This window comes from Amycolatopsis sp. SID8362 (assembly GCF_010550475.1).
Classification (GTDB): domain Bacteria; phylum Actinomycetota; class Actinomycetes; order Mycobacteriales; family Pseudonocardiaceae; genus Amycolatopsis; species Amycolatopsis eburnea.
In genome coordinates this window covers 1-12,718 of the sequence record NZ_JAAGNB010001322.1, presented here as the reverse complement: position 1 = coordinate 12,718, position 12,718 = coordinate 1, and the positions used below count along the sequence as shown (strand labels likewise).

Sequence of the window (12,718 nt, the reverse complement as noted above, 5' to 3'; positions counted from 1 at the left end):
GTGGCGTGCATGGCCGCAAGGACGCGGTCCTTGAACTCCGGCGGCGGCTCCTCGGCCATCGCCGCGCCCAGCCGCGCCGCGGTCGCGCGCAGCTCGGCGACCTCCTGCGCGCACGACTCGCACTGCTCGAGGTGGCGGGCGAACTCCGCGCGCTCGACGTCGTTGACCGCGTCGAGGGCGAAGGCGCCGGCCAGGGTGTGCATCTCCGGCGTGCTCAAGCGGTCACCCCCAGGCAGTCCCGCAGGCGGATCAGCCCGTCCCGCAGCCGCGTCTTGATGGTTCCCTGCGGCGTCGACAGCACTTCGGCCACCTCGCGATACGTATAGCCCTGGTAGTAGGCGAGCAGCACGGACTCGCGCTGCAGGTCGGTCAGGAAGGACAGGCACCGGCGCACCTGGGAGCGTTCGAGCCGCGCGGTGACGGACTCGGCGACCTCGTCGAACGGGCGCCCGCGGGCGGCTTCGAAGGTCGCCTTCTGCTCGCGCTCGGTGCTGGCGCGCGCCGAGCGGACGCGGTCGACCGCGCGGCGGTGCGCCAGGGTCATCGCCCAGTTCAGCGCGGACCCCTTGGCCGGCGCGTACCGCGTCGCGGTGCGCCACAGTTCGACGAGGACCTCCTGGGCCACCTCTTCGGACTGGGCCGCGTCGCGCACGATCCGCCGGACGAGCCCGAAGATGGGTCCCGCGAGCTGGTCGTAGAGCAGCTCGAAGGCCCGTTCGTCGCCCTTGGCGACGCGCACCATGAGCTCCTCCGAGGACGGCACCGCGGGCCGGTCGGCGTTCTCGGCGGGCACCGGAGCGATGTGGCGCGGGCGGGCCGGCTCATCCATGCAGCTGTCCTCCGGCGTTCTGCGGGGTGCGCGCGACGACCGGCGCCTTCCGCAGCCACAACGCGATGCCGTGGCGGCGGATGAGCGCGGACACCCGCTGCGGGAGCAGCGGCCGGGCCAGCACGAGCCGGGCCAGCCACCGCGGGTCCACCGGGCGGCGGACTCCCCGAAGCGTAGCGACGAGCGGCGTCGAATTCCCGCGGCGCAACGCGACGGTGAGGTCGAGCAGTGCTTCCGGGCGCGGCAGGCGCATCCGGTACTCGCCGTCCATCTCCTGGAACGGCGAGACGTAGAACTCCTTGGCCGCGCGGGCGAGCCCGGCGTCGTCGGGGCGCAGCAGGTAGGCGTGCCGCCCGCCGTAGGTGTTGTGCACCTCGGCGACGACGCACGCGAGCCCGCCCTCGGCGTCGTGGCACCAGTAGACGCTGATCGGGTTGAACACGTACCCGAGCACGCGCGCGGCGGCGAGCATGACGACCCGGCCGCCGCGCAGGTCGACGCCGCGTTCGGCGAGCCAGGCGTCCAGCTTCTCCCGGATCCCGCGCGGGTCGGCCGCGGCGAAGTGGTCCCGGCGGTCGAACCGGGCGAACGACCGCAACCACCACGGCAGCCGCGGCGGCGCGTCGAGGTCGACCAGCCACAGGTACACGCGGTGCGCGAAGGAGTGCGGCGGGTCGATCCGCCGCACGTGCGCGACCGTGGCGTCGTAGAGGGCGTTCGTCACCACACCACCCCGAGGCTTTCGGCGGCGCGGGCGCCCGAGGAGCAGCCGTCCTCGTGGAACCCCCAGCCGTGGTAGGCGCCGGCGTAGGCGAACACGCCGTCGTTGAGCTCGGGCAGCCGGCGTTGCGCGGCAACGGATTCCGGCGTGTAGACCGGGTGCTCGTACCGCATCCGCGCGACCAGGTGCGCCTTTCCGGGACCGTCACCCGGGTTCAGCGTGACGACGTAGCCGGTCGGCTCGTCGAGCCGCATCAGGCGGTTCATGTCGTAGCTGACCTGGACGGCACCGGTGGGGGCGCCGCAGACCGGCGCGCGGTAGTTCCAGCCGGCCCGCGCGTCGGCCAGCGAGGGCAGCACGCTCGTGTCGGTGTGCAGCCAGGCTTCGTTGGCGGAGTAGCGGAACGCGCCGAGCACCGCGCGCTCGGTGGCGGTCGGGTTGGCCAGCAGGGCCAGCGCCTGGTCGGCGTGCGTGGCCACGACGACCTTGTCGACCCGGTGCGGCGTGTCGGCGTCGTCGCGGACCTCGACGCCGTGCGCGGTCCGCAGCACCGAGCGGACCGGCGTGGACAGGTGGACCGCGGTGAGCTGCTTGGCGGCGCGCTCGACGTACTCGCGGGAGCCGCCGACGACGGTCCGCCAGGACGGCGAGTTCTTGACGCTCAGCATGCCGTGGTTGCGGAGGAACTCGAACAGGTACCGCGCCGGGTAGCGGAGGGTGTCGCTGCGGTCGGCCGACCAGACCGTGGACACCAGCGGCAGCATGAAGTGGTCGACGAAGTAGCGCGTGTAGCCACCGATGGCGAGGAACGCGCCGAGGGTGACGTCCCCCGCGTCCTTGGCCGTCAGCAGCCGCTTCGCGTGCCGGTGGAACCGCTTCACCTCGGTGAGCATCCGCAGGTAGCGGGGCCGGGTGAGGTTGCCGCGCTGGGCGAACAGCCCGGCCAGCCCCTTCGCGCCGGCGTACTGGAGGCCGCAGCCGTCGCAGCGGATGCTCATCGACATCTCGGTGTCGCGGGTGCGCACGCCGAGCTCCCCGAACAGCTTGAGCAGCGTCGGGTAGGTGCGCTCGTTGTGGACGATGAACCCCGAGTCCACGCCGACGGTGCCGCCGTGGGCGCTGGGCACGTCGTGGGTGTGCGCGTGCCCGCCGAGCCGGTCGTCGGACTCGAAGAGCAGCACCTCGTACTCGCGTTGCAGCAGGTATGCCGCCGTCAGCCCGGCCACCCCGCTGCCGATGACGGCGATGCGTTCTCCCGTGATCTCCACACCGGTACTTCGCCGCCGCGCCGGGAGCGGATTGGCCTCGGGCCGGACCAATCCACCGCGCGGGGCGGAGCGAATCCCGGACATGCCGAACAGCACCGCGCACCGCCTCGCCTCGTTCGCCGAGAAGCTCCTCGGCGGACAACTCCCGGTCGGCCTCCGGACCTGGGACGGGACCCGGGCGGGTCCCGTGGACGCGCCCACGGTGGTCCTGCGCAACCGCCGCGCCCTGCGCCGCCTGCTCTACGCGCCCGGCGAGCTGGGGCTCGCCCGCGCCTACGTGACCGGTGACCTCGACGTCGAAGGAGATCTGGCGGACGGCTTCCGCCGGATCTGGGCCCTCACCCGCTCCGGCGAGCTGAACCGGGTGAAGCTCGGGCCGCGCGACTGGGCCGAGGCGGTCCGGCTCGCGGCCGCGCTGGGCGTCGTCGGGCCGCCGCCGAAGCCGCCCGCCGAGGAAGCCCGCCTGACGGGCAAGCTGCACAGCCTGCTGCGCGACAAGTCGGCCATCGCGCACCACTACGACCTGAGCAACGCCTTCTACCAGCTGCTCCTGGACGAGTCGATGGCGTACTCGAGCGCGTACTTCACGTCCGAATCGCAGAGCCTCGAGCAGGCGCAGCACGACAAGCTGGAACTGATCTGCCGCAAGCTGGGGCTGCGGCCGGGGGCGCGGCTGCTCGACGTCGGCTGCGGCTGGGGCTCGCTGCTGGTCCACGCGGCCAAGCACCACGGCGTGCACGCCGTCGGCATCACGCTCTCGGCCGAGCAGCTGCAGCACATCCGCGCCCGGCTCGCCCAGCACGACCTCGAAGACCGCGTCGAGGTCCGGCGGCAGGACTACCGCGAGCTGCCGGACGCGCCGTTCGACGCGGTGGCGTCGATCGAGATGGGCGAGCACGTCGGCGAGGTCAACTACCCGGCGTACGCGGCGACGCTGCACCGCATGGTGAAGCCCGGCGGCCGGGTGCTCATCCAGCAGATGTCGCGCGGGAACGTCGCCCCCGGCGGCGGCGCGTTCATCGAGCGGTACATCGCCCCGGACATGACCATGCGCCCGGTCGGGCGGACGGTCGACCACCTGGAGACCGCGGGCCTGGAGGTCCGGGACGTGCACGCGATGCGCGAGCACTACGTCTGGACGGTGCGCGCCTGGGCCGACACCCTGGAGGAGAACTGGGCCGACGTCGTCGCGCTGATCGGCGAGACCGGCGCGCGGGTCTGGCGGCTGTACCTGGTGGGCGGGGCGCTGGCGTTCGAGGAGAACCGGATGGGCGTGGACCAGATCCTGTCGGTGCGTCCGCACCCGGACGGGACGAGCGGGATGCCGGCGACGCGGGAGTGGCTCTGATGCCGCAGCTGCTCGTCACGGCCGCCGTCACGCTCGTGGCGGTGGTGCTGACCTTCGGGATCGCGCGGGCGCGCAAGCGCTACGACACGATCGACACGTTCTGGGGGCTCGGGTTCGCCATCGTCGCGGTCGCCGCGTTCCCCTTCGGCGACGGCCCGCTGTCCCTGCGGATCGTGGTGGTCCTCCTGACGGTGGTCTGGGGTGTGCGGTTGTCGGCGCACCTGCACCTGCGCAACCACAAGCTGCCCGAGGACCCGCGGTACGCGCGGATGGGCCACGGGCCGCTGAAGATGTTCGTGCGCGTCTACCTGTTCCAGGCGGTGGTGCTGTACTTCGTCTCCCTTCCGGTGCAGTTCGCCGTGGACGGCACGGGGATCGGCGTCCTGGGCTGGCTGGGCATCGCCGTGTGGGCGGTCGGCTTCGGGTTCGAGACGGTCGGCGACGACCAGCTGCGCCGCTTCAAGGCCGACCCGGCCAACCGCGGCCGCGTGCTGGACACCGGCCTGTGGCGCTACACGCGGCACCCGAACTACTTCGGCGACGCGTGCGTGTGGTGGGGCCTCTACCTGCTGGCCTGCTCGACGTGGCCGGGCGCGCTGACGATCCTCTCCCCCGTGGCGATGACGTTCACCCTCGCCCGCGGCACGGGCAAACCCATGCTGGAGAAGGGGATGGCGAAAACGCGCCCGGCGTACGCGCACTACGTCGAGCGCACCAGCGGCTTCTTCCCGCTGCCGCCGAAGAAGGTCACTCCCCGGTGAGGCCGTCGGTCAGCTCGCGCAGGACGTCGAGGTGGCCGACGTGCCGGGCGGTCTCCTCGATCATGTGCGTGAGCACCCAGCGGACGTTGAAGGTCTCGTGCTTGTGCGTCACCTCGTCGTCGAAGCCGCGGCCGGCGATGATCTCCCGGCTGCGGGCGCACTGCTTTTCGTAGTCGGCGAGCAGCGTTTCGACGCTGGTGCCGGGCGGGACCCGGAACTCGGCGTCCGGGTCCAGCTCGAGCCGCTCCGCCCAGGTGTCCTCCTCGCCGTCGACGACGACGGCGAACCAGAACCACTCGTTCAGGGTCAGGTGGGCGATCAGCCCGGCGACGGTGGTCAGCTCGCTCGGCAGGTGCGCCTGGCGGGCCTGGTCTTCGGTGAGCCCGCCGGACTTCCACGCGACGGTGGCGCGGTGGTAGTCGAGCAGGCCCGTCAGGATCTCGCGCTCGCCGCCGGTGAGCGGGACTTCCGGGCGCTGCGGTCGTTCGGTCATGATCGGCACTCTGCCAGAGGGGTCCGACAGTTCCCGATACCTTGCGCACGATGTAATCGTGGGCTAGGTTTGTGGACGTGCCGGACGAGTTCCTCTTGGATGAGCAAGCCTGCTTCGCGCTCTACGCGGCGTCGCGCGCGGTGACGGACACCTACCGTCCCCTGCTCGGCGAGCTGGGTCTCACGTACCCGCAGTACCTCGTGCTGCTGGTGCTCTGGGAGTCCGACGCCCGGCCGGTCAAGGAGATCGGCGAGGCGCTGCACCTGGACTACGGCACGCTTTCCCCGCTGCTCAAACGACTCGAGGCCAACGGGCTCGTCACCCGGGCACGCCTGCCCGAAGACGAACGCACCGTGGTGGTCAGCCTGACCGAGGAAGGCCGTTCGACGCGCACGCGCGCCGCGGGCGTCCCCTCGGCGATCGGCTGCGCGCTGGGCCTCGGCGACAGCGAGCGGCGGCAGCTCATCGACACCCTGCGGCGGCTGACGGCGTCGGCCGCCGCCTACACCCATGGAGGCCCTGATGCCCAGCCGTGACGCGACCACCCACTGGGTCGGCGGACTGCAGAACGGGAAGGGCGAGGTCACGCTGGACTCGTCCAACGCAGGCACGTTCTCCGTCTCGTTCCCGACCCGCGCGGGCAACCCGGACGGCCAGACGAGCCCCGAGGAGCTCATCGCGGCGGCCCACTCGTCGTGCCTGGCGATGAACCTGTCGGGCGTGCTCGAAGCCCAGAAGATCACCGCGGACTCGATCGACGTGAGCGCGGAGGTGACCCTCGGCCCGGCGGCCGGCGGCGGCTTCGAGATCAGCGGCATCGCGATCACGCTGCGCGCGTCCATCGAGGGCGTCACGGCGGAGCAGTTCGCCGAGTACGCCGAGACGGCGGAGAAGACGTGCCCGGTGTCGAAGGCACTGGCGGGCACGACGATCACCATGGACGCGGCCCTCAACTGACGCCCTTCGCGAACGGCCCCCTCCTTTTGCGAGGGGGCCGTTTCCGCGTCAGTGGACCTTGGCTCGATAAGTCGACTTCTTCGCCTGGTTGCCGCAGATCTCCATCGAGCACCACCGGCGCGTGCCCGGCCTCGACGTGTCCAGGAACAGCGCGCCGCACGCCGGTCCCGCGCAGCGCCGGACCCGCGCGAACTCGCGAGACGTCGCCAGCTCCAGCGCGTCCCGGGTCAGCAGCGCCAGCATCGCGGCCGCGGGATCCTCGGCCTGCCAGCGCAGTTCGCCCGACGGCGTCAGCGAAGGCGCCGGTACCGGCAGCGCCGCGAAACGGTTCAACCGCTGACGCGACGACGGACGCAAGGAACCCGTAAGCAGTTCGTGGATCGCTTCGCGCGCCGCTCGCGCGTCGGCCACCCCGGCCGGGCGGACCGGCGCCGAAAACGGGCCCAGCTGGTCGATCCACGCGCCCCACGCCGCCGCGTCCGGAAGTTCCTCCGTCTCCGTGGGCGTGCCGCGGTAGCGCAGCGTGCGGACGAAGTCGAGGCACAGCCTGCCCGCACCCGAGCGGAAGCGTTCCGTCATGAGGCTCACAGTACGCCGGAACCGGTTTGACTGGTACCGTCGGGAACCGATCAAACCGGTTCCGGGGGAGCGCGATGACCGACACGAAGCAGCAAGCACCACCCAGCTGGCTCGTCCTGCTGCTGGCCGTCTCCTGTGGACTGACGGTCGCGAACCTCTACTACGCCCAGCCGCTGCTCGCGGAGCTGCGCGGGACGTTCGGGGTGGGCGAAGCCGCCGCCGGCGGGGTCGTCACCGCCACCCAGATCGGGTACGCCGCCGGGATGCTGCTGCTCGTCCCGCTCGGCGACCGGCTCGAGAACCGCGGGCTCGTCGCGACGCTGCTCGCGGTCGCCTCCGCGGGACTGGTCGTCACCGGGGTCGCGCCCGGGTTCGCCGTGCTGCTGATCGCTTCCCTGCTCGTCGGGGCGACGTCGGTCGTCGTGCAGATCCTCATCCCGTTCGCCGCCGACCTCTCCCCCGACGACATCCGCGGCCGGATCGTCGGGCGGGTCGTGAGCGGGCTGCTGTTCGGCATCCTCCTTTCCCGTGTGGTCGCGAGCCTGCTGGCCGAGGTGACGAGCTGGCGCGTCGTGTTCCTCATCTCGGCGGCGGCGATGGCCGCGCTCGCCGTCGTGCTGCGGTTCAGCCTGCCGCAGCGGGCGCCCAAGACCGACGTCCGCTACGGGCAGCTGATCCGCTCGACGCTGGCCATGTGGCGCAAGCACCCGGCGCTGCGCCACCGCGCGCTGTACCAGTCGGCGATGTTCGGTGCCTTCAGCGCCTTCTGGACCACCATCGCCTTCGTGCTCACCGCGCCGCCGTTCGGCTACAGCCAGCTCGGCGTCGGCCTGTTCGCGCTGGCCGGTGCCGCGGGCGCCGCGGTGGCGCCGCTGGCCGGGCGGTGGTCGGACCACGGCCACGGCCGGCGGCTCACCGCGGGCGCCTTCGTGCTCTGCGCGGCGGCGTTCGCGCTCGCCGGGTTCGGCGCGCACAGCGTCGTCCTGCTGGCCATCGCCGCGATCGCCGTCGACATGGCGGTCCAGACGACGCTGGTGACCGGCCAGCACGTGATCTACCAGCTCGACCCGGCCGCCCGCGCCCGCGTGAACAGCGTGTACCTGGGCACGTTCTTCGTCGGCGGCGCGATCGGCTCCCAGGCGGGCTCGATCGCGTTCCACCTCGGCGGCTGGACGGCCGTGGTCGTGTTCGCCGGCGCGCTCCCGCTGCTCGGCCTGGCCGGGATGACCCGCACGCGCGTCTAGGGCGTGACGTGACCGAGGTAGCCGGCCGGCCGTCGTCGAGCCGCGGCAGGTCACCATTCCGCCGCGCGTCCTGCCGCAGTGAGGCCGGGAACCGGTTCTTCGCCCGGCACCCCCGGTGCGGCCCGGCCGTGGTGGTCCCGGGGCCAGGTCACCACGGCCGGCGTCTGCCGGTCAGTCGGCGATCGGCAGGTTCTCGATGTACTTCTTCGCGGCCTCCTCCGTCTTGGCTTCGACCGTCGCCTTGACCTTCGCGTAGTGGCTCATGTCGAGGGTCTGGTCGGACGTCGCGTAGAACACCGACGTCTGGCTGGTCTTCAAGGTGGCGAACAGGATGTTCACGGTCTCGGACTCGGCCGAGATCGCGAAGAACACCGGCTTGAACGTCGGCCAGGCGTGGGCGTCCTCGCCGACGACGCCGAGGTCGAAGTTGACTTCCTTGTCCGCCGCCTTGTCCTTGCCGAGCAGGCGGATCTGCTCGTTCGACGAGTAGCCCGTCTTCAGCACCGTCAGCGCCGTCTCCAGCAGCTCCAGCTGCGGGCCGACCAGCAGGCCCGTCAGCAGGTCGATGAGCACCTGGCTGATCTCGAGGCTGGAGCTCGACGACGTGTACTGCCGCCACTTGCTGTAGTTCTGCACCCAGCCGCAGTAGCCGAGGATCTCCATGTACTTCTGGTAGTACTTGTCGGTTTCGCGGTTGACGTCGAACTCGGTGCGGGCGCCCATCTGCGCCAGCAGCTTCGTGCGCATGACGGCCGTGTAGTTGGCGTCACCCATCGCGTCGGGTGCCACGATCGTGTCCTGCGCGGCCGAGTTGCCGTTCGCCGGGGTGACCTTCGAGGTGCCGAAGGTGTCGCCGGTCGGCAGGTACACGCCGCGGCCGGGCCGGGATTGGGTGTCGACGTCGGCGAGCGGCAGGTTCTCCAGGTAGTCCACCGCGCGGTCGCGCTGCCCGGGGACGGCGTCGGCCGAGAGCGTGAAGGGGGCTTCCTTGGTGATCATCGGTTTCCTCGTTTCACTTGATCGGTGTGCGGTAGAGGTATTTCTCGACCCGGTCGCCGAGCGCTTTCGCGATCCGCTGCTGGATCGCGTCGTATCCGGCCTTCGTGGTGTCGATCGTGTATTTCGACAGCCGCAGGAATGCGTCGTCCACTTCGGCCCAGGGGCACGGCGCCAGCGGGTTGTCGACGCTCAGGTCGGATTTGAAGCGGTAGGCGACGGCGCCCAGCACGACGGACAGCACTCCCGGCCGCGGCGTCACGTCCGCCACCGCGCACAGCACGGCGACGTCCGCGCTCGCCACGGCCCCGAACCGCAGCGCGCCGCGCAGCGGGTAGTGCTCCGAGCGCACGGCGACCAGCGCCCGCTCGGTGTCCGCGGTGCCGTCCGGCAGGATCACGGCCAGGTCGAACGGGCTGCCCGACCGGGTCACGCGCTTCCAGGAACCCGCGTCGACGACCCACTCCGCACCGGTCTGGATCGTGTCGTCGAACGTCCTGAACCACTCATCGCTCTGCAGGCCGATGTTGTACTTCGCACCGGCGGCCAGCACCGCCAGCAGCAGCACGTTGTCGATCTGGCCGCGGTTTTCCGCCGGGACGGCGACGGTGTGCCGGACCGCCACCACGGACGCCACCACGGTCAGCGTTTCGCCATCGATTCCGGTGTTCGTCACGATTCACCAGCTCCTGACAATGGTCTTCGAACGTGACTGCCGGTGCGCACCAAGCCAACCGATGGTACCGAGGAAGCCACCCCGGATCGGGGCGATGACCTGAAGGTGTGGGAACGCGCGGAAACGGCGAAAAAACCCGCAGGGGTGAACCCGGGGAAACATTCAGGAAATCCCGGCGAAAATGCCGGAATGCGCGGGCCCGCCGTATCGGGCGAACGCGCTACGCCGGGACGGTGAACGGCCCGGCCTTCATGATCACGCACGGGAAGCCCGGCGGCGATCCGGGAACCGTTCGGCGGCGCCGCCCGCCCCGTCGGAGGGCGGCGCATCGCCGGCGTACGGGGTGTCCGCGGCATCGCACAATTGCCTCGACAGCCGGGCGCGCGGACCCAGGGGCGGGTGGACCGCCCCTTGGGAGCTTCACCTTCCGAGTGAATCGAACGGCCACACGCCTCAGGCGAAAACGTCCCGCCGCGCGGCGGCCCATTCCGCATACGTCGTCCCGGGACGGCCCAGCAGCTCTTCGACGACGCCGGTCGGCACCTGCGGGTGCCGCAGCGTCTCCTCGAAGCCGTCGAGCAGCCAGTCGACGGCCGTTTCCGGGACGCCGTAGCCGATCCACAGCGCGCGCTGCTCGTCGCGGGTCAGCTCGTGGAAGCGGATTTCCTTGCCCAGCACCGATCCCAGCGTCGCGACCTGCTCGCGCAGGCTGATCGCCTCCGGACCGCTGAGGACGTGCGTGGCGCCGACGTGCCCGTCCTCGACGCACACCCGGGCCGCCACCGCGGCGATGTCGCGCAGGTCGATGGGCGTCTGCGTGGCGTCGCCGTAGGCCATCCGGACCTCGCCGGCGCGGACCATGTCCGCCCAGTCCAGCGTGTTGTTCATGAACGCCCCGGGCCGCAGGAAGGTCCAGGCGAAACCGGCCTCCCGGACGGCCGCCTCGACGGCGCCGTACTCGTTGCCGCTCGACCCCTCGTGGCCGTCCCCGACGGTGCTGCCCGACAGCGCGACCACCCGCTCGACCCCGGCGTCGGCCGCCAGCTCGCAGAACCGCCGCACGGTCCGCGCCAGCGGCGCCAGGTAGACCGCCGAGACACCCTTGAGCGCCACCGGGAGCGTCGACGGCTTCGCCAGCGAGCCGACCACCACCTCGGCGTCCGGTGGCAGCTTCGCGCGTCCGGGGTCGACGGTCAGCGCGCGCACCGGCACCCCCGTGGCCAGCAGTTCGTCGACCACCAGGCGTCCCACGCTGCCGGTCGCGCCCGTCACCAAGATCGTCATCACAGTCCCCTCTCGTATGCCGTACGACATCGTACGGCATACGAGAAGAGCGTGGGTCAGGCACAGCCGGCGGCGTCCACCGCGAGCAGCGGGTCGTTCGCCGGCCGGGCGGTGATCGGCGTCGACTCCTGGACGCTCAGCGCGCCGTCGCGCAGGGTGTAGACCGTGCGCGTGCCCGAGTAGGTGAACCGGTCGGTCGGGCGGCTGACGTCGTCGTTCTCACTGGCCACCACGACGAACGCGCGGCCACCCTCGAAGGGCGTGCACGTGTAGCCGAGGTGCGCCGCGACGCCGCCACCCTCGGCGAACGAGAACGGCTGATCGTCCGGACCGACGACGGGGCTGAGATTGCGGCCGTCGAAGTGCAGCGCGGAGAAGAACGTCGTGTTGGCGCCGACCGACTGGGTCACGACCAGCTCGGCGCGGCCGTCGCCGTTGAGGTCGGTCACCCGCGGGGCCTCGATGCCGAACTGGCTGTCCAGCGGGAGGTGGATCGAGGTGTAGGTGCCGTTCACGGTGGCCGAGATCAGCTGGTCGTCCCCCGTCTGCCGCACGGTCACGACCTCGAGCTCGCCGTCGCCGTTCAGGTCGGCGACCGTGGTGACGGGGTCGGCGGGCGCAGCGAGCGCCGGTACGGCGGCGGCGAGGCCCAGCGCGGCGGCGACGCCGGTAACGGTGGCGGTGCGGACGATTCCGGTGCGGTTCATGAGATCTCCCTCCACCTTCCGGTGATCTTTTCACCGGAAGTGCTCTCGTGAAGAAAGACGCTCACGTCGACATCGGGTGCGCCGGGGGTGTGATGTGCCACACAAACGCAACCGGACCACGACGGAATGCCGGCACCCCGGATTTAGTCATATTTCTTGACTATCGCGAATCTTGACTGGGAGCCGAAGATGTCCGTCATCGAAATGACCACCTTCACCGTGAAGCCGGAGAACACGCGGGCGATGCTGGCCGCGCGGCCCGGCATGGTGGCGGCGTTCCGGGCCGACCGGCGCGGGTTCCGGTCCGCGCGCCTGGTCCGCGTCGACGAGAACACCTGGCTGGACTTCGTCGAGTGGACCGACGACACCGCCTGGGACGAGTCGAAGGCCAAGGGCGCGAACCTGCCCGCCATCGCCGCCTTCTTCGGCACCATCGACGGGCTCGTCGGCGCCGAGCGCGGCGTGCGCTACGACGACCCCGAGGACGCTCGCGTGCGCACCGTCGCCTACGGGCCCGAGCCGTCGCAGGTGGGCGAGCTGTACCTGCCCGAAGGCGACGGCCCCTTCCCCGTCGTGGCCCTGCTCCACGGCGGCTACTGGACGGCGCTCTGGGACCGCCGCCAGCTCACCGGTGTTGCCGACGACCTGGTCGCGCGCGGGTACGCGGTGTGGAACGTCGAGTACCGGCGGATCGGCGAGCCCGGCGGCGGCTGGCCCGGGACCTTCCTCGACGTCGCCGCCGCGGTCGACGCCCTGGACGGCATGGACCCCGCGCTCGACACGAGCCGCGTCGTGCTGCTCGGCCACTCGGCGGGCGGGCACCTCGCCGCGTGGGCGGCCCACCGCGAGACGCTC

Annotated in this window: 16 protein-coding genes; 6 read left to right on the top strand and 10 right to left on the bottom strand. The window is 71.5% G+C overall.

Features of this window, described 5'->3' with window-relative positions; all coding sequences use genetic code 11:
- The 4 genes from G3I65_RS40795 to G3I65_RS40780 form a co-directional block, all read right to left on the bottom strand.
- The coding region (locus tag G3I65_RS40795; RefSeq protein ID WP_160700819.1) for a zf-HC2 domain-containing protein at positions 1-203 on the bottom strand (203 nt) is incomplete at its 3' end.
- An 11-nt stretch (positions 204-214) separates the two neighbouring features.
- Positions 215-829: an ECF RNA polymerase sigma factor SigK gene (sigK, locus tag G3I65_RS40790; protein ID WP_160700818.1), complete on the bottom strand. Its 615-nt coding sequence runs from the start codon at positions 827-829 to the stop codon at positions 215-217.
- Positions 822-1,556, bottom strand: coding sequence for a DUF1365 domain-containing protein (locus tag G3I65_RS40785; protein ID WP_160700817.1), 735 nt, complete (start codon positions 1,554-1,556; stop codon positions 822-824). The genes sigK and G3I65_RS40785 overlap by 8 nt, the downstream gene beginning before the upstream one ends.
- Entirely contained in the window at positions 1,550-2,818 is a 1,269-nt protein-coding gene (locus G3I65_RS40780) for an FAD-dependent oxidoreductase (RefSeq protein ID WP_160700816.1), read from the bottom strand. Before G3I65_RS40780 ends, G3I65_RS40785 begins: the two co-directional genes overlap by 7 nt.
- Before the next feature lie 82 nt (positions 2,819-2,900).
- On the opposite strand from G3I65_RS40780, the gene G3I65_RS40775 reads away from it, so the two are divergent.
- The gene (locus tag G3I65_RS40775; protein WP_160700815.1) at positions 2,901-4,166 is read left to right on the top strand and encodes a cyclopropane-fatty-acyl-phospholipid synthase family protein; all 1,266 of its coding nucleotides are present in this window, start codon (positions 2,901-2,903) and stop codon (positions 4,164-4,166) included.
- Positions 4,166-4,927, top strand: coding sequence for a DUF1295 domain-containing protein (locus G3I65_RS40770; RefSeq protein WP_160700814.1), 762 nt, complete (start codon positions 4,166-4,168; stop codon positions 4,925-4,927). Before G3I65_RS40775 ends, G3I65_RS40770 begins: the two co-directional genes overlap by 1 nt.
- On the opposite strand, the gene G3I65_RS40765 is transcribed toward G3I65_RS40770, so the two are convergent.
- Positions 4,914-5,420, bottom strand: a complete 507-nt coding sequence (locus tag G3I65_RS40765; protein WP_160700813.1) for a DinB family protein — start codon at positions 5,418-5,420, stop codon at positions 4,914-4,916. The genes G3I65_RS40770 and G3I65_RS40765 overlap by 14 nt on opposite strands.
- 77 nt (positions 5,421-5,497) lie before the next feature.
- Here G3I65_RS40765 and G3I65_RS40760 point away from each other — a divergent pair, with 77 nt between their 5' ends.
- On the top strand, positions 5,498-5,956 hold the full coding sequence (locus G3I65_RS40760) for a MarR family winged helix-turn-helix transcriptional regulator (RefSeq protein ID WP_160700812.1): 459 nt from the start codon (positions 5,498-5,500) through the stop codon (positions 5,954-5,956).
- Positions 5,943-6,377, top strand: coding sequence for an OsmC family peroxiredoxin (locus G3I65_RS40755; protein WP_160700811.1), 435 nt, complete (start codon positions 5,943-5,945; stop codon positions 6,375-6,377). Before G3I65_RS40760 ends, G3I65_RS40755 begins: the two co-directional genes overlap by 14 nt.
- 48 nt (positions 6,378-6,425) lie before the next feature.
- On the opposite strand, the gene G3I65_RS40750 is transcribed toward G3I65_RS40755, so the two are convergent.
- Positions 6,426-6,956 carry an ABATE domain-containing protein gene (locus tag G3I65_RS40750; protein WP_160700810.1) on the bottom strand — a complete coding sequence of 177 codons (531 nt, stop codon included), beginning with the start codon at positions 6,954-6,956 and terminating at the stop codon, positions 6,426-6,428.
- Positions 6,957-7,030: 74 nt separating this feature from the next.
- Between G3I65_RS40750 and G3I65_RS40745 the strand changes: the two genes are divergently transcribed.
- Positions 7,031-8,200, top strand: a complete 1,170-nt coding sequence (locus tag G3I65_RS40745) for an MFS transporter (RefSeq protein ID WP_160700809.1) — start codon at positions 7,031-7,033, stop codon at positions 8,198-8,200.
- Positions 8,201-8,371: 171 nt separating this feature from the next.
- On the opposite strand, the gene G3I65_RS40740 is transcribed toward G3I65_RS40745, so the two are convergent.
- The 4 genes from G3I65_RS40740 to G3I65_RS40725 form a co-directional block, all read right to left on the bottom strand.
- Entirely contained in the window at positions 8,372-9,199 is an 828-nt protein-coding gene (locus tag G3I65_RS40740) for a hypothetical protein (RefSeq protein ID WP_160700808.1), read from the bottom strand.
- Between the two features lie 13 nt (positions 9,200-9,212).
- Positions 9,213-9,872, bottom strand: coding sequence for a hypothetical protein (locus tag G3I65_RS40735; protein ID WP_160700807.1), 660 nt, complete (start codon positions 9,870-9,872; stop codon positions 9,213-9,215).
- Between the two features lie 453 nt (positions 9,873-10,325).
- Positions 10,326-11,156, bottom strand: a complete 831-nt coding sequence (locus G3I65_RS40730; RefSeq protein WP_160700806.1) for an NAD(P)H-binding protein — start codon at positions 11,154-11,156, stop codon at positions 10,326-10,328.
- Positions 11,157-11,212: 56 nt separating this feature from the next.
- Positions 11,213-11,863 (bottom strand): VCBS repeat-containing protein, encoded by a 651-nt coding sequence (locus G3I65_RS40725; RefSeq protein WP_160700805.1) that lies wholly within the window; start codon positions 11,861-11,863, stop codon positions 11,213-11,215.
- Positions 11,864-12,052: 189 nt separating this feature from the next.
- Between G3I65_RS40725 and G3I65_RS40720 the strand changes: the two genes are divergently transcribed.
- A partial coding sequence (locus G3I65_RS40720; RefSeq protein WP_160700804.1) for an alpha/beta fold hydrolase occupies positions 12,053-12,718 on the top strand: 666 nt, incomplete at its 3' end.